This window comes from Microbacterium tumbae (genome assembly GCF_054780175.1).
Genome location: NZ_BAAGWV010000003.1, coordinates 81,968 through 97,106 on the forward strand (window position 1 = coordinate 81,968; position 15,139 = coordinate 97,106).

Consider the following 15,139-nt stretch of genomic DNA (forward strand, 5'->3'; position numbering starts at 1 on the left):
CCTCCTCCGTTCGTCGAGCGAGCCCGGCCGGAGGCCGCGCGAGTCGAAACGGATCTCGATCGTGCTGCATTCGACTGGCCCGTTGCCGGGCGGAGAGGAGCGGCGGGGCGTCCGGTCCTCAGCCGAGCGGGATGCTCTCCGCGTGCTCGGCGCCGTCGGAGTACCAGACGAGCTCGGCCTCGGCGATCGTCTCGCCGGGACGGTCGGGCAGCGGACGGCACGACGCCTGCTCGAGACGCGACCAGGACGCAGCATCCAGCTGCCTGCCGTAGACCGCGGACAGGTGGAAGGTCCAATCCTCGAGCGGGCGTTCGTCGAGGCGGCGGAAGCCGGTCGGCTCCAGCGCGCGGGTGAGGCTCGCGTACGCCGCGGTGAGGGAGGCCGTGCGCGCCAGCCGCACGATGACGATCTGCCAGGGGGAGGGGAAGGCATCCACGGCCTCCGCGACGACGTCGATCGGATGCTGCGCGGCCGCCCACGTCCGGATCAGCGCCGCGAGCTCCTCGCGGCGCTCCGGCTCGAAGAAGCCGCGCAGGGTGATGTGCTCGGTGTGCGGCCAGGTGAGAGGTCCCTCCGCGACGGCGATCGCGGCATCCTGCACGGTGCGGAACGCCTCGGCGACCGCGCCAGCCGGCCGGAGGACGAGATACTGCTGGCCCTCGAGGGAGGCCAGCTGCTCGGGAGTGTTCATGATCGGCCGACGCATGCAGCGAGCTTAGTCTCCTCACCGACCGGGTCGCCCCGCCCTCGTCCGCAGCCGCGCGGGTCTCGGCCCGGTGCAGCGGGCTCAGTTTCGTACCTCCGCGGGCGCGGGGAGGTACGAAACTGAGCTGCCACGCGCTCGGGGGTAAGAAGCTGACGCGGCGAGGGCGGTGTCAGGTCGCCAGGACCGCCTTGACGGAGGTCGTGCGCCGCAGCGCGACGGCCAGGGTCGTCGCCACGAGCGAGAGGAAGCCCCAGACGACCAGCCCGGCGATCGCTCCGCCGCTGCCGGCGATGAGGCCGGTGAAGGCCGGGGCGGTCGGGAGGGCGGCCCCGATCGAGGCCAGCCAGGCCGGTACGGTCGAGATGAGTCCCGTCGCGACGGCGACGACGCCGACGAGCGCGCTGATCCAGCGTCCGATGCCGCCGAAGACGGCCACGAGCGCCTGGTTCACCGCCGCGAAGGCCACGCCGGCGAGGACGGCCGTACCCGCGAACGTCCACCAGGTGGCCGCGTCGTAGCTCGCCACGATCTGGACGATCAGGGCGACGAGCACGCCCTGTCCTGCGCCGAGGAGCGCTCCGGGGGCGAATGAGCGCAGCGTCAGCGCGAACGAGGGACGCCTCGAGGTGAGCGTCCTCTCGGTGTGCGCGCGCATCACCAGATAGGAGGCCAGGCCGCCGAACCACAGCACCACGGCGGCGAGCAGGGGGATCGCCGTCGGGCCGAAGACGGTCGAGGTCGCGGTGCCGGAGGAGACCGGGTCGGCGATCACCGAGGCCAGCGAGGACGACTCCTGCTCGTCGAACGCCGGGAGCGAGGTCGCCGCGGTCTGCAGGCCGTCCGCCAGTTCATCCGTTCCGTCGGCGAGCTGATCGAGGCCGTCGACCAGGTCCGTCGCGCCGGTGGCGAGCTCGCCGGCGCCGGTGCTCAGCCGGCCGGCGCCGTCGGAGAGGTCACGGGCGCCGTCGGCCGACCGGGTCGTTCCGTCGGCGAGCTGGGTGAGGGCGTTCGCCAGCGTCGTCGCGCCGGTTCCCGCGGTGCGCATCTGGGTGGCGAGGGTCTTCGAGGCCTCAGCGTCGAACGCCCCCAGGCCCATCGAGGTGATGGCGGCGTTCTGTGCGACGTCACCGGCCGGCTTCAGCAGCGCCGTCGCGTCGTCCGCAGCGGCCTGAAGCGCAGTGCAAAGGTCCGGGGTCTGGGTGCTGTCGCAGTCCGCGAGGATGCCGTTGAGGTCCGTCGACAGCGCGGCGGCTTTCGCAGCGACATCCGCGGAGCCGTTCATCGACTTCTCGGCCGCGCCCGCGATCTCGTCCGGCACGAGCCCGGTCTTCTCCAGCGCCGCCGCACCATCCGTCAGCCCGCTGCCCAGCTTGCTCGCACCGGCTGCGGCCGACTCGGTCCCGTCCGCGATGGTGTCGAGGCCCGACGCCAGCTGCGATGCCCCGCCGCGCAGCTGGGCTGCGCCGTCGGCGAGCTGCGTCGCTCCGTCCGGGATCGCCGCCGCTCCGGTCGCGGCGTCCGACGCTCCGGCGGCGAGCTCCACCGCGCCGTCCGCCGCGTCGCCGATCTGCTCCCCGATGGTCGTGAAGCCGACGAGGATGTTCTCCGTCGTCGCCTCGCTGAGCATCGTGCCCATCGTCGATGCCGCCGTCGACGCGATCTGCGACGTGATGAGGTCGTCGGCGACGAGGCCGTCGTCCGGCGTCGTGACGCTGATCGTGGCCTGCTCCGCCTCGCCTCCGCCGTCGGAGATCGCCTGGCCCGCCGAGGTCGCTGCGGCGGAGAAGTTCTCCGGGATCGTGATGACGGCCTGGTACGTGCCGTCGGCGAGCCCTGATGCGGCGTCCTCCTCGTTCGAGATCACCCAGGTGAGGTTCGAGTCCAGGTCGTCCGATCCTTCGACCAGCCCCGAGGTGAGCTCGCGCCCGAGCGGGGTGTACTGCCCGTCGATCGTGACGGGATCGTCGAGGTTGACCACTGCGGCGGTCATGGTGTCGAGCCGCTCGGTGGGGTTCTGGAGGGCTGCGACGAGGATGCCGCCGATGACGGCCGGCAGCAGCAGCACCCCGATGAGGGTCAGCCAGGTGACGGGCCGGCGGGAGCGGGCGCGTTCGATCGAGAGGGTCATGCGGTCACCTCGGAGGTCTCGGGGTCGCGCGGTTCGCGCGAGACGGATGAGGGGCGGGCGATGTCGATGGCGTCCGCCGAGCGGATCCCGGCGTCGGCGAGGATTCCGAATGCCGTGCTCGGGTCGGATGCAGTCGCGAAGACGGCGAGGGCACGGCGTGCGCCGGCATCCCTGAGCATCGCGGTCGCCTGGTCTCGCCGGGCGCCGACGAGCCGGTCGATGCCGTCGACGACGACCAGCGCGGACGAACCGCGCAGCGCCTCGCGCAGGTCGGCCAGGGAGGCGTCCGCCTCGTCGATCGGGACGAACCCGACATGACCGCGCACCCAGGCGGCGCGTCCGGGGAGCAGATGCCCCGCCACGCGCAGCCGGCCGGCCGCCGGGGCGAGCCGCCCGGCGATCGCGAGCGACAGAGCGCGCCGGACGCGAGGCGATCCGCCGGTGGCGACGAGCGCCGTGCCGGGGGAGACGCGGAAGGCCAGCGGGGCGGACGGAGGGGCGTCCGTGCTGAGGACGAGATCCTCCGCGGCTACCACCGAACCGTCTCCCGGCCAGTCGGCGAGATGTCGCTCGCGTTCCACGGCCTCTCCCTCGACGTCGACGCTCGGGAGGATCCTCTCGAGCCAGGAGGGCAGCTGCCATGCACGTTCGCCGAGGATCGCCATGAGAGCGGGGATGAGCGTCATGCGCACGAGGAAGGCGTCGATCGCGATGCCCGCGGCGAGCCCGAGCGCGATCGGCTTCAGCGAGGAGTCGCCCTCCGGAACGAAGGCGACGAACACCGCGAACATGATGAGCCCTGCCGCGGTGACGACCTTCGCCGAGCCCGTGAAGCCGCTGCGGATGGCGCGTTGCGCGGCCGCGCGGCGCACCGCGCGGTCGCTGCTCCGGGAACCCGGATCGTGGACGTAGTCCTCGCGCATCCGCGACACGAGGAACACCTGGTAGTCCATGGCGAGGCCGAACAGCACGCCCATCAGGATGATCGGCATGAAGCTGATGATCGGCCCGACCTTGGCCACGTGCAGCAGGTCGGCGAACCAGCCCCACTCGAAGACGGCGCCGACCACGCCGAATCCGGCGATGATCGAGAGGAGGTATCCGAGGGCGGCCGTGACCGGCACCCAGATCGAGCGGAAGACGATCGTCAGGAGGATCAGGGAGAGCCCGATCACGAAGACGCCGAACGGCAGCAGGGCGTTCCCGAGCTGGTCGGAGATGTCGATGCCGACCGCTGTGAAGCCGGTGACCTGCAGATCGATGCCGAACTCGTCGAGCCACTCGTCGTGGTGCGAGCGCAGCTCGCGGACCAGGTCGGCGGTCGCGGGATCGTCCGGCGCCGTGTCGGGGATCACCTGGACGATGCCGGTGTCGATCGTCTCGTTGGGCGTCGCGAGGGCGACCTCCTTGACGCCGTCGACCTCCTCGACGGCGTCCCCGAGGTCCTCCATGAGCGTCAGCGGGTCGTCAGAGGTCACGATGGTGCCCGTGAGGATGAGCGGGCCGTTGAACCCGGCGCCGAACTCCTCGGCCACCAGGTCGTAGCTCTGGCGCGCCTCGTTCTCCTTCGGCAGCACGCCGGCGTTCGGCAGGGCGAGGTTCAGGCTCAGGACGGGGATCGCCACGACGCCGAGGCCGATCACGACGGCGAGCGAGACGAGGACCGGATGCTTCGTGACCCCGCCGACCCAGCGTGCGCTGAAGCCGAGGCGGGGCGCGGCCGCCCTGCCCTTGCGGGGCCTCGGCTCCTTGCGCCGCCAGCCGATCACGCGCCCCTTTATGAATCCGAGGAACGCGGGCGTGAGCGTGACGGCGATGGCCACGGCCACGGCGACCGCGACGGCCGCGGCGATGCCCATGGTCGTGAGGAACGGGATGCCGGCGAAGCCGAGGCCGATCAGGGCGATGAGCACCGTGATCCCGGCGAACACGACGGCCGAGCCCGCGGTGCCGACGGCGCGGGCTGTGGACTCCTCCGGATCGACGCCGTCCCGCACCTGGTCCTGATGCCTGGCCACGATGAAGAGCGCGTAGTCGATGCCGACCGCCAGTCCGAGCATCAGCGCCAGCAGCGGGGTCGTGGACGAGACCGTCGCGAAGGCGGTCGCGGCGAAGATGCCGGCGATCGAGATGCCCACGCCGAGCATGGCGGTGGCGAGGGGGAGCCCCGCCACCGCGAAGGAGCGGAAGGTGACGATCAGGACCACGAGCGCGATGAGCAGGCCGACCGCCTCCGTGAGCGTCACGCCGGGGATGGAGGTCGCGAACAGGTCGCCGCCGAGCGCGGTCTGCGCGCCGTCGGGAAGCTGCCCCGACAGATCGTCGACGACAGCGGAGAGCTCGTCCTTGGTCTCTGCGGAGACATCGGTGGACTGGCCGTCGAACTGCAGCTGCACGATGGCGGCGGTCTCGTCCTGGTTGATCATGCCCGTGACCGACTCGTCGTAGGGAGAGGTCACCGCGAGGACGCCGTCGAGGTCCTCGAGCTCGTCCACGGCGTCCTCGAGGTCCGCGCGATACTCGTCATCGGTGACGCGGTCGCCGTCGTCCGCCACCACGATGAACCGGGCGTTCGTGCCGCTCACCTGCGGGAAGGAGCGGGAGAGCTGCTCGAGTCCCGCCTGCGACTCGGTGCCGGGGATCGAGAAGGTGTTGTCCGTGCCCTGGCCGAGGACGAGCGCGCCGCCGCCGGCGACGCCGAGGACGATCAGCCAGGAGACCAGCACCCGCCAGGGGTGGCGGAAGGACCAGCGTCCGAGCGAGGAGAGGAGAGTGGACACGCAGGCCTCCGGCGGGGTGTTTGATTTCGATACATACGTGTATTCGATACAACTGTGTATCCTACGGTGAGTCGACTGCACGATTCTGTGCGCGAGGTGTGAAAGTCTGGGGGGAGGAGGTATCGATGACGATTCCGGTGACGAGACGCCGAGAGAACACGCGGGCGCGACTGCTCGATGCCGCGGCGCAGGTGTTCGCCGAGGTGGGGCTGGAAGGTGCGAGCGTCGAGGCGATCTGCGAACGTGCGGGTTTCACCCGCGGCGCCTTCTATTCGAACTTCGAGTCCAAGGACCAGCTGTTCCTCTCGCTCGCCTCCTCCGTGGCGGAGCAGCGGCTGTCGTCCGTGCGGGCGCGCATCGACGAGTTCGTGGCCTCCGGAGTGCTCAAGGGCGCGGCCGACCCCATCGAGCTCGTGCAGAAGATCATGGACTCCGGCCTCGACGACCGTCTCGGCGTGCTGATGATGAGCGAGATCCGCATCCGCGCCCTGCGCGACCATGACTTCGGCGACGCCTATCTCGCCCAGGACCGCGACATGATGGCGAGCATCGAGGGCATCATCCAGGGCATCGTGGACTCCGGGCTGTTCGGGCTGCGCGTCGACGTGCCGACGGCCGCCCGGATGCTCATGGTGCAGTGGGAGGGATGCATGGGTCGTGCGGCGATCGCGGGTCTCGACGGCGACGACCTGCATCGCACCGGATCCGAGGCGCTCGGCCAGCTCGTCGAGCTGATCATCGCCCCCGCCGAGGACTGAGTCCGCCCGGCGGTGCGCGCCGTCGGGCGCTCAGGCGGATGCCGTCAGCAGCGCATGGCACCGGGAGAGGCGGTCGAGCCACCAGCGCCTTCGCTCGGCCGACGCCTCCCGTGCGGCCAGCCGCGCCGGATCCGGCGTCACCCTGCCGACGGGGATCTTTCCGTCCTGCACGGCGAGGTCGGCGATGTCCTCGACGAAGAGCGCGCCGGTGCCCAGGCCGCAGTCGTACTCCAGCTCGGGCAGAGATGCGGCGAGGGCAGCCCCCTGGCTGAGGCCGACGGCGGTGTCGAGCGCGCTGGAGACCACGGCGGGCAGCCCCGCCTCGGCGACGATGTCGAGGGCGCGGCGGATGCCGCCCAGCGGCTGCGCCTTGATGACGACGAGGTCGGCGGCGCCCGCCCTCGCGACGGCGATCGGGTCCGCCGCCTTCCGGACGCTCTCGTCGGCGGCGATCGGGATGCCCATGTAGGCGATGCGTCGGCGCAGCTCGGCCAGCTCGTCGATGCTCGCGCAGGGCTGCTCGGCATACTCGAGGTCGTATTCGGCGAGGGCGTGCACGGCGTGCTCCGCCTCGTCCACGTTCCACGCCCCGTTCGCGTCGATGCGGATGCGGCCCTCCGCGCCTAGGGCCTCGCGCACGGCGCGGACGCGTGCGATGTCGTCGGTGAGCGGCTGACCGGGGTCCGCGACCTTCACCTTGGCCGTGCGGCATCCGGGGAAGCGCGCGAGGATCGCGGCGACCCGATCCGCCGGGACGGCCGGAACCGTGGCGTTGACGCCGATCGAGGTGCGAAGCGGCGCGGGCTGTGCGTTCCAGCCGAAGTCGAGCGCGGCGGACAGCCACGCGGACGCCTCGGCATCCCCGTACTCCACGAAGGGGGAGAACTCGGCCCAGCCCTCGGCGCCTTCGAGCAGGAGCGCCTCGCGGACGTCGACGCCGCGGAACCGTGTCGTCATGGGCAGCGCGACCACCCTGGCCGTGGCGAGCAGGTCGGGAAGCTCCGGGATCATGACACCCATTGTTCCCCTCCCCGTCGCGTTCGCGAGGGGAAACGCAGAGGGATCGTTCTCCGCGCGGCGTGTCGGCGTGCGACGTGCCGCTCGGGGCGCAGATCGTCCTGGTTTCCCGTCAGCGGGATTCAGCCGAGGCGCTTCTGCAGCTCGCCCATCCGCTCCGACGGCGTGAAGCCGAGGCGTGTGTTGATGGCCAGCATGCGCTCGTTGACCCCGGCGTTGTAGGTGTAGACGCGGCCGACCTCGGTCCTGGACTGCTGCAGCAGCCGCAGATTGGCGATCTTGACCGCCATGCCGAGCCCGTGTCCGCGATGCGCGCCGTGGACGAGCGTCCCCCACTGGTAGGCGTTGCCGTCGTCGCCGGACACGACCAGCTGGGTGTATGCGGCGGCTTCGCCGGAGGGGGTGAGCGCCATGGTGCCGAAGGACGTGCGGTTCTGCCGCACGAGCAGGGCCTCGTCCTCGCGGATGCGCGTCACGGATGCCGTCGTCGCCTCCATCTCCAGATCCCCGGTCGGCGCCTCGGTGTCGATCGCCGCCTCCAGCTCCGCCCATCCCTCGAGGAGGTCCTCCGGAACCGGCCCTGCCCAGGACCGCAGCGCGTACCCGGCCGCCCGTGCGGACGCTCCCGCGGCGAGCTCTGCGAGCAGGGCATCGGCGACGGGGAGATCGAGCCGGGACTGCACGTCGCCGAGCGCGAGCGCGTAGCCGTGCCGGCGTGCGAACTCTCGTCCTGGAACTCCTGCGCCGTCCTCGCCCGCGGCATAGGGCCAGGAGGCCTGGGCGGTCAGGATGCGGCGATCGGCCCAGCGCGCCTCCGCCTCGAGCGCGGCGAGCGCCTCGGCGCCGATTCCCCGGCGACGCAGATGCGGGACGACGTGGACGCCGACGCTCGCGGCGCGGAGGTTGTCGCGGAGCGGCAGCGCCAGGCGGCCGGCACCGACGACCGTGCCGTCCTGGAGGGCGAGATATGCGCGGCGCTCGACGGTCTCCGTGCGCTGCTGGAGCTCGAGGCGGGACTCGCCGAGCGTCCACACCGGCGTGCGCTCGCCCCGATCCGCACGCTCGGCCTCGGCGTAGATCTCCCACCAGGTCGTGACGTCCTCGTCGTCGAAGGGATCGATCCGGTGCAGCACGAGGGACATGACGACGACGCTACCGGATGGGATGGATGCGTCGCACAGGCATGTCTCATTGACAATAGTGTGTGATGCACAGTAATGTGCTCGACATGGACGAGAGCCTCGACACCCACCTGCAGGAGCTGCGGCGCGGCACCGTCGTTCTGGCCTGCCTGCAGCTGCTGCGCACGGTCGGATACGGCTACGGGCTGCTCGAGCAGCTCGAGGCGCACGGCTTCTCCACCGACGCCAACACCCTGTATCCGCTGCTGCGAAGACTGGAGAAGCAGGGCTATCTCACCAGCGAGTGGAACACCGACGATGCCAGACCCCGCAAGTTCTACCGCACCTCGGCGGACGGCATCCGCCTCGCCGACACCCTGACCGGGGAGTGGCGCGCGCTCACCGGCGCGATCGCCTCGCTGACCGATGACCTCGAACAGGAGCAGTGACATGTCGACCACGCTGACCGAGCGGTACATCGCCGCCACCGTGAAGGGCCTGCGACCCGCCGCCCAGGAGGACGTGCGCATCGAGCTGGAGGCGTCGATCGCCGATGCCGTGGAGGACCGCGTCGAGCGGGGCGAGGATCGCGACGCGGCGGAGCGCGCCGTGCTCACCGAGCTGGGCGATCCAGGCATCCTGGCCGCCGGCTACGCCGACCGGCCGCTGCACCTGATCGGGCCCCGGTACTACCTGACCTGGGCGCGGCTGCTGAGGCTGCTGCTCTGGATCGTGCCGGTGAGCGTCGCCGGCGCCGTCGCGCTGGGCCTCACGATCTCGAACGCGCCGGCAGGGGAGATCATCGGCCAGACGGTCGTGGTGGTGATGAGCGTCATCGTGCACCTCTGCTTCTGGGTGACGCTCGTCTTCTTCGTGCTGGAGCGCACCGGTGCCGACGCCGGGGCCGTCTGGAACGTCGACATGCTCCCCGAGCCGGCTCAGCAGGGCGCGGGCCGCGCCGACCTGGTCGCGACGGTCGTGTTCCTGCTCATCGCCGCCGGCGCCGTGCTGTGGGATCGCTTCCGGGGGTTCTTCCCGGCGGGCGCCGAGCCGATCCCCGTTCTCAGTCCAGGGCTGTGGCCGTGGGGGATCGCGGGGCTGTTCGCGCTCATGGGAGCGGAGGGCGCGCTCGCGTTCTTCGTCTACGGGAGGGGCCGCTGGACGCATCCGCTCGCCGCGGTCAACACCGTGCTCGCCGTGGTGTTCGCCGCGCTCGCGGTCACGCTGCTCGCGACGGGACAGCTCGTGAACCCCGAGTTCCTCTCCTTCGTGGCGGACGCCGGGGGCGAGGGATTCGCCGCCGGGGACGCGGAGGCGGCAGGGCAGGGCGGGATCCTCCGCATCCTCGCGGTCATCGTCGGCGCCGGCATCGTCGGCTTCGGCGCGTGGGACGCGGTGGACGGCTGGCGCAAGGCACGGCGGGCGAGGTGATCGTCCGACCGACGGCGCGGGAATAGGCTGGAGCCATGGTCTCCGAGCTCTTCGACCCCGCGGAATGGGTGCTCGCGCCCGGCGCGGAGGCGTACACCGACATCACCGCCCACGTCTCCGTGGACGGCGGGGTCGCCCGCATCGCCTTCGACCGCCCCGAGGTGCGCAACGCCTTCCGCCCGCACACGGTCGACGAGCTCTACCGGGCGCTGGACGTCGCCCGTCAGGACGCCAGGATCGGCGCCGTCCTGCTCACCGGCAACGGCCCGAGCCCGAAGGACGGCGGCTGGGCGTTCTGCTCCGGCGGCGACCAGCGCATCCGCGGGCGCGACGGCTACAAGTACTCGGATGCCGAGACGGCCGTCGTCGCAGGGCACGGCGCCGCAGCGGTCGGACGCCTGCACATCCTCGAGGTCCAGCGGCTGATCCGCTTCATGCCGAAGGTCGTCATCGCCGTGGTCCCCGGCTGGGCCGCCGGCGGCGGTCACTCCCTGCACGTGGTGTGCGACCTCACGATCGCGAGTGCGGAGCACGGGCGGTTCAAGCAGACGGATGCCGATGTCGGATCCTTCGACGCGGGCTACGGCTCGGCGTACATGGCTCGTCAGACCGGCCAGAAGCTCGCCCGAGAGGTGTTCTTCCTCGCCGAGGAGTACTCCGCGCAGCGCGCCTACGAGATGGGGGCGGTCAACCGCGTCGTCCCGCATGCGGAGCTCGAGCGCGAAGCGCTGAAGATGGCCCGCACGGTGCTGACCAAGTCGCCGACCGCGATCCGGATGCTGAAGTTCGCCTTCAACGCCGTGGACGACGGACTCGTCGGGCAGCAGGTCTTCGCCGGCGAGGCCACCCGCCTCGCCTACGGCACCGACGAGGCGGTGGAAGGACGCGACTCCTTCCTCGAGAAGCGCGACCCCGACTGGTCGGCCTTCCCCTGGCACTACTGACGTCGGCGATGCGGAGCGGCGAAGTGATGCGGGTGGTGGCGCGTATCGCGTACCGGAAGACGCGGGCGACGCGATGACCACCCTGCTGCCTCTCCCGGGTGACGATCCCCGCCGGGTGCAGGAGCTGCTGCGCGGGGCGCTGGACGGCGGGCCGGCGCTCGGCCTCGGCGCTCTGCCGTCCGATCCGGCGGAGCAGGTGCCGGACGGCACCGCCGCGGTGATCACGACGTCCGGCTCGACGGGCATCCCCAAGCGCGTCGTGCTCACGGGCGAGGCGCTGCGGGCGGCCGCTGCGGCGACGGCCGCGCGCATCGGCGCGGGGCGCTGGCTGCTGGCGCTGCCCGCCGGATACGTCGCCGGGCTCCAGGTGCTCGTGCGCTCGCAGCTCGCCGGCACCGCGCCGATGCTCCTGGAAGGCCGCTTCTCGCCCCGCGGGTTCGCCGAGGCGACGCTGTCGATGCTGCGCCCGTCGCGCTCGGAGAGCCCCGGCGGCTCCGGCGCCGCCCTGTCCCGGAGCATCCCGGAGCTGTACACCTCCCTCGTTCCCGCCCAGCTCGCGACGCTGATCGAAGCAGCCGGCGACACGGTCGTCCTCAGCGCGGTGCGGGCGTATCGGGCGATCCTCGTCGGCGGGCAGGCGCTCCCAGAGGCGCTGCGCGAGCGCGCCGCCGAACTCGGCATCCGGATCGTCCGCACCTACGGATCGAGCGAGACGAGCGGCGGATGCGTCTACGACGGCATCCCCCTCGACACCGTCCAGGTCCGCAGCGTGGCGGGCGAGCTGCGCATCGCCGGCCCGACTCTCTCCGAGGGCTATCTCGGAGACGAGACGCTGACCGACCGCGCCTTCACCAGGGACGAGCACGGCATCCGCTGGTATCGCACAGGGGATCTGGGACTCGTCGAGGACGGCGTCGTGCGCGTGCACGGCCGCGCCGACAACGTGATCGTGTCGGGTGGGATCAACGTCTCTCTCGACCGGGTGGAGCGGATCGTGCGCAGCATCCCCGGTCTCGCCGGCGCCGTCGTCGTGGGAGTCGACGACGAGCGGTGGGGTGAGGCGTCCGTCGTCGTCGCGGCGCGCGGCGATGCGCTGCGACGCAGCGAGTCGGAGCAGCTCGCGCATGCCAGGGAGGCGGTCGCGGACGCGCTCGGCAAGCACGCCAGGCCCGCGCGGCTCGTCCTCGTCGACGAGCTCGCGATGCTGCCCTCGGGCAAGCCCGACCGTGCGTCCATCCGCCGGCTGGTCGCCGGGCTGCGGTGACGGGCGTTGTCCCCGTCCGCCGGCGACTGGCGGATCCGGCGACTGGCGGATCCGGCGGCGATCGGCGGATCCAGGGACGATCGGCGGACGCGGCGTCCTGAAACGTCCGTGAATCGTCATCGCATCCGTGAGATGTCCACCGCATGCCGGCACGGCATCCGTGAGTCCGCCGTCGCCCGGCCTCGTCGACCCGCCGGAGATCCACGAGAATGGTGCGATGGCGACCTACACCCACGGGCATCACGAATCGGTCCTGCGCTCGCACAGCAACCGCACGATCGCGAACTCGGCAGAGTATCTGCGGCCGCACCTGGACTGCGCGGCGTCGCTCCTGGACGTCGGCGCAGGTCCGGGCACGATCACGGCGGAGTTCGCCGCGCACGTCGCGCGCGTCACCGCCACCGAGATCGGAGCGGCGGAACTGGCGCTCTCGCGCAGGACGGCTCAGGAGCGCGGCCTCACGAACGTCTCGTTCTCCGTCGAGGACGTGCACGCGCTGAGCTTCGCCGACGACTCCTTCGATGTCGTCCACGCGCATCAGGTCCTGCAGCACGTCGCCGACCCCGTCCAGGCGCTGCGCGAGATGCGAAGGGTGACCAGGCCCGGCGGCGTGGTGGCCGCACGCGACGCGGACTACGCGGGCTTCATCTGGTTCCCGCTGCTCGGCGAGCTCGACGAATGGCTGCGTCTGTACCGCGATGCCGCACGCGCGAACGGCGGCGAGCCGGATGCGGGCAGGCGACTGCTGTCCTGGGCGAAGAGCGCCGGGTTCCAGGAGGTCACGGCGACGGCGTCGACCTGGTGCTACTCGACCCCTGAAGAGCGCGCATGGTGGGGCGGGATGTGGGCCGACCGCATCCTGGAATCGGCGCTCGCACGGCAGCTCACGGACTCCGGCATGGCGACGCGCGCGGATCTCGAGCGCATCAGCGCGGCCTGGCTGCGGTGGGCCGATGCCGAGGACGGCTGGTTCCTGGTGCCGCACGGCGAGATCATCGCGCGCGCCTGAGCCTGGATACATCTCTCGGCGGATGAACCGCGGCATCCGTTCGCGTACCGTGAAATCGTGATCCGTCCGCTGTCCCGCCTCTCGCTCGTCCTCGACATCGCCGGCGCCGCGGTGCTGTTCGTCGTGCTGACGCCGATGTCGCTGGTGTTCTACGCGCAGGGCGGCCTGACCTACACCGGCATCTCGGAGGCGGCCGGCATCGCGGCGACCGTGATCGCCGCGGCGCTGCAGTGCGCAGCCGTGGGGATCGGACGCCTCGCGCCCGGCATCGCCCTCGCCGTCGCCTGGGTCGGGGCGGTGGCACAGATGGCGGCCGGCGTCTCGCCGCTGCCGTTCAACGTCGCGATCCTCATGGTCCTCTACGCCACGGCGGCGTGGGGGACGCAGCGAGCGATGTGGGCGGGACTCATCTCCGCTGGAGCGGGCGCCGTCATCGCCGGCGTCTACATCACGGCGCTCAACGGCAGCCTCCTCGGCAGCCTCGACGTCACGCTCAACGTCGCGATCCTGCTGATCACCGTGTCCGTGCTCGCGCTCGGCTTCGCGTGGGTGGCCGGCTTCGGCTGGCGGATGGTCCTCAGAGCCCGCAGCATCCGCGAGGCGCAGAGACGTGCGGAGATCGCGACGGCGGAGGAGCAGGAGCGTGTGCGGATCGCACGCGACATGCACGACGTCGTCGCCCACTCGCTGGCCGTCGTGATCGCCCAGGCGGACGGCGCGCGATACGCGGCGGCCGCGGACCCTGACGCCGCCTCCGAGGCGCTGACGACGATCGCGCAGACGGCGCGCGGGGCGCTGAGCGACGTGCGGATGCTTCTGACGCAGCTCAGGCATCGCCAGGGCGACGGTCCGCAGCCGACGCTCGCCGACCTGGAGTCGCTCTTCGCCCAGGTGCGCCAGGCGGGCATCGAGCCCAGCATCACGATCGATCCGATGCCGCCGGGGGAGCCGCCCGCCGCGATCCAGCTCGCCGTCTACCGCATCCTGCAGGAGGCGCTCACGAACGCCATCCGGCACGGAGAGGGGCAGGAGGTCGACGTCCGGCTCGCCTGGCATCCGGACGGCGTCGAGATCGTGGTGGGCAACGTCGTCGAAGATGCCGTCCGCCTTGCCGGGACGGGCGGCGGGCATGGCATCATCGGCATGCGCGAGCGGGCTCAGCTGGTCGGCGGGGTGCTGCGCGCGGAGCGCGAGGGCAGGATGTTCCTCGTCAGGGCGCGGCTGCCGATCTCCCCGGCGGATCCGCGTCAGAATCAGGACCAGGACGCCGCAGCAGGGGGTGCCGAATGATCCGCGTCGTGCTCGTCGACGACCAGGCGCTGTTCCGCGCCGGCATCCGCATGGTCGTGGACTCGCAGTCGGACCTCGAGGTCGTCGGCGAGGCGGGGGACGGTCAGGAGGCCCTCGCGGTGATCGCGCGGACGCGTCCGGATGTGGTCCTCATGGACATCCGGATGCCGGTGATGGACGGTCTCACCGCGACGGGGCGCCTGCTCGAGCAGTCCGATCCGCCGAAGGTGGTCATGCTCACGACCTTCGACCTGGACGAGGCCGCCGCTCGCGCGATCCGGCAGGGGGCGAGCGGATTCCTCCTGAAGGATGCCGATCCCGAGTTCCTGCTCGCCGCGATCCGCACCGTGCAGTCCGGGTCGAGCGTGATCGCCGCGTCCGCCACGCGCGACCTGTTCGCGCACTTCGCGGAGGCGCCGCGGCCGGTGCCTGCGCAGTACGCGGATCTCACCGAGCGCGAGCGGGAGATCTTCGCGCTCGCCGCCCGGGGGCTCTCCAACGCCGAGATCGCCGGGCGGGAGTTCCTCAGCGAGGCGACGGTGAAGACGCACATCAGCCGGATCCTGACGAAGCTCGCGCTCCGCGATCGCGTGCAGCTCGTGGTCTTCGCCTTCGAGCACGGCCTCGCCTGACCGCCTCCCCTCGAATCAACAACACCACGCCGAGGCGCACGCGTATCGCTGTCCGCTCG

General features: G+C 71.6%; 13 protein-coding genes. 8 read left to right on the plus strand and 5 right to left on the minus strand.

Translation table 11 applies throughout. The features are described from left to right. Positions 1 to 118 precede the first annotated feature (118 nt). From ACYVGQ_RS12320 to ACYVGQ_RS12330, 3 genes are all read right to left on the minus strand, one after another. Positions 119 to 706: a 2'-5' RNA ligase family protein gene (locus ACYVGQ_RS12320; protein ID WP_460784935.1), complete on the minus strand. Its 588-nt coding sequence runs from the start codon at positions 704 to 706 to the stop codon at positions 119 to 121. A 169-nt stretch (positions 707 to 875) separates the two neighbouring features. After that, on the minus strand, positions 876 to 2,834 hold the full coding sequence (locus ACYVGQ_RS12325) for a YhgE/Pip family protein (RefSeq protein ID WP_460784936.1): 1,959 nt from the start codon (positions 2,832 to 2,834) through the stop codon (positions 876 to 878). Then, complete coding sequence (locus ACYVGQ_RS12330) at positions 2,831 to 5,614, minus strand: MMPL family transporter (RefSeq protein ID WP_460784937.1); 2,784 nt, start codon at positions 5,612 to 5,614, stop codon at positions 2,831 to 2,833. Before ACYVGQ_RS12330 ends, ACYVGQ_RS12325 begins: the two co-directional genes overlap by 4 nt. Positions 5,615 to 5,739: 125 nt before the next feature. Here ACYVGQ_RS12330 and ACYVGQ_RS12335 point away from each other — a divergent pair, with 125 nt between their 5' ends. After that, a complete protein-coding gene (locus ACYVGQ_RS12335) occupies positions 5,740 to 6,372 on the plus strand; it encodes a TetR/AcrR family transcriptional regulator (RefSeq protein ID WP_460784938.1) in 633 nt (210 codons plus the stop codon). A gap of 30 nt (positions 6,373 to 6,402) precedes the next feature. On the opposite strand, the gene ACYVGQ_RS12340 is transcribed toward ACYVGQ_RS12335, so the two are convergent. Both ACYVGQ_RS12340 and ACYVGQ_RS12345 read right to left on the minus strand, forming a co-directional pair. After that, positions 6,403 to 7,383 carry an o-succinylbenzoate synthase gene (locus ACYVGQ_RS12340; protein ID WP_460784939.1) on the minus strand — a complete coding sequence of 327 codons (981 nt, stop codon included), beginning with the start codon at positions 7,381 to 7,383 and terminating at the stop codon, positions 6,403 to 6,405. 128 nt (positions 7,384 to 7,511) lie between these two features. After that, positions 7,512 to 8,531 carry a GNAT family N-acetyltransferase gene (locus tag ACYVGQ_RS12345; protein ID WP_460784940.1) on the minus strand — a complete coding sequence of 340 codons (1,020 nt, stop codon included), beginning with the start codon at positions 8,529 to 8,531 and terminating at the stop codon, positions 7,512 to 7,514. Positions 8,532 to 8,617: 86 nt separating this feature from the next. Here ACYVGQ_RS12345 and ACYVGQ_RS12350 point away from each other — a divergent pair, with 86 nt between their 5' ends. The 7 genes from ACYVGQ_RS12350 (at position 8,618) to ACYVGQ_RS12380 (ending at position 15,080) form a co-directional block, all read left to right on the plus strand. After that, positions 8,618 to 8,959 (plus strand): PadR family transcriptional regulator, encoded by a 342-nt coding sequence (locus tag ACYVGQ_RS12350; RefSeq protein WP_460785455.1) that lies wholly within the window; start codon positions 8,618 to 8,620, stop codon positions 8,957 to 8,959. Position 8,960: 1 nt separating this feature from the next. After that, positions 8,961 to 9,941 (plus strand): permease prefix domain 1-containing protein, encoded by a 981-nt coding sequence (locus ACYVGQ_RS12355; protein ID WP_460784941.1) that lies wholly within the window; start codon positions 8,961 to 8,963, stop codon positions 9,939 to 9,941. Between the two features lie 35 nt (positions 9,942 to 9,976). Beyond that, positions 9,977 to 10,885 carry a 1,4-dihydroxy-2-naphthoyl-CoA synthase gene (locus tag ACYVGQ_RS12360; RefSeq protein ID WP_460784942.1) on the plus strand — a complete coding sequence of 303 codons (909 nt, stop codon included), beginning with the start codon at positions 9,977 to 9,979 and terminating at the stop codon, positions 10,883 to 10,885. Between the two features lie 73 nt (positions 10,886 to 10,958). Continuing rightward, a complete protein-coding gene (locus ACYVGQ_RS12365) occupies positions 10,959 to 12,149 on the plus strand; it encodes an AMP-binding protein (protein WP_460784943.1) in 1,191 nt (396 codons plus the stop codon). Positions 12,150 to 12,366: 217 nt separating this feature from the next. Beyond that, positions 12,367 to 13,158, plus strand: a complete 792-nt coding sequence (locus ACYVGQ_RS12370; RefSeq protein ID WP_460784944.1) for a class I SAM-dependent methyltransferase — start codon at positions 12,367 to 12,369, stop codon at positions 13,156 to 13,158. 57 nt (positions 13,159 to 13,215) lie between these two features. Further along, entirely contained in the window at positions 13,216 to 14,448 is a 1,233-nt protein-coding gene (locus ACYVGQ_RS12375; RefSeq protein WP_460784945.1) for a sensor histidine kinase, read from the plus strand. Continuing rightward, positions 14,445 to 15,080, plus strand: a complete 636-nt coding sequence (locus ACYVGQ_RS12380) for a response regulator (RefSeq protein WP_460784946.1) — start codon at positions 14,445 to 14,447, stop codon at positions 15,078 to 15,080. The genes ACYVGQ_RS12375 and ACYVGQ_RS12380 overlap by 4 nt, the downstream gene beginning before the upstream one ends. Positions 15,081 to 15,139: the final 59 nt, after the last annotated feature.

Excerpts from the sequence above, each read along its gene's own strand:
- ACYVGQ_RS12320 (WP_460784935.1), bottom strand. The coding sequence starts at position 706 with ATGCGTCGGCCGATCATGAACACTCCCGAGCAGCTGGCCTCCCTCGAG.
- ACYVGQ_RS12325 (WP_460784936.1), bottom strand. The coding sequence starts at position 2,834 with ATGACCCTCTCGATCGAACGCGCCCGCTCCCGCCGGCCCGTCACCTGG.
- ACYVGQ_RS12335 (WP_460784938.1), top strand. The coding sequence starts at position 5,740 with ATGACGATTCCGGTGACGAGACGCCGAGAGAACACGCGGGCGCGACTG.
- ACYVGQ_RS12340 (WP_460784939.1), bottom strand. The coding sequence starts at position 7,383 with ATGATCCCGGAGCTTCCCGACCTGCTCGCCACGGCCAGGGTGGTCGCG.
- ACYVGQ_RS12345 (WP_460784940.1), bottom strand. The coding sequence starts at position 8,531 with ATGTCCCTCGTGCTGCACCGGATCGATCCCTTCGACGACGAGGACGTC.
- ACYVGQ_RS12350 (WP_460785455.1), top strand. The coding sequence starts at position 8,618 with ATGGACGAGAGCCTCGACACCCACCTGCAGGAGCTGCGGCGCGGCACC.
- ACYVGQ_RS12355 (WP_460784941.1), top strand. The coding sequence starts at position 8,961 with ATGTCGACCACGCTGACCGAGCGGTACATCGCCGCCACCGTGAAGGGC.
- ACYVGQ_RS12360 (WP_460784942.1), top strand. The coding sequence starts at position 9,977 with ATGGTCTCCGAGCTCTTCGACCCCGCGGAATGGGTGCTCGCGCCCGGC.
- ACYVGQ_RS12365 (WP_460784943.1), top strand. The coding sequence starts at position 10,959 with ATGACCACCCTGCTGCCTCTCCCGGGTGACGATCCCCGCCGGGTGCAG.
- ACYVGQ_RS12370 (WP_460784944.1), top strand. The coding sequence starts at position 12,367 with ATGGCGACCTACACCCACGGGCATCACGAATCGGTCCTGCGCTCGCAC.
- ACYVGQ_RS12380 (WP_460784946.1), top strand. The coding sequence starts at position 14,445 with ATGATCCGCGTCGTGCTCGTCGACGACCAGGCGCTGTTCCGCGCCGGC.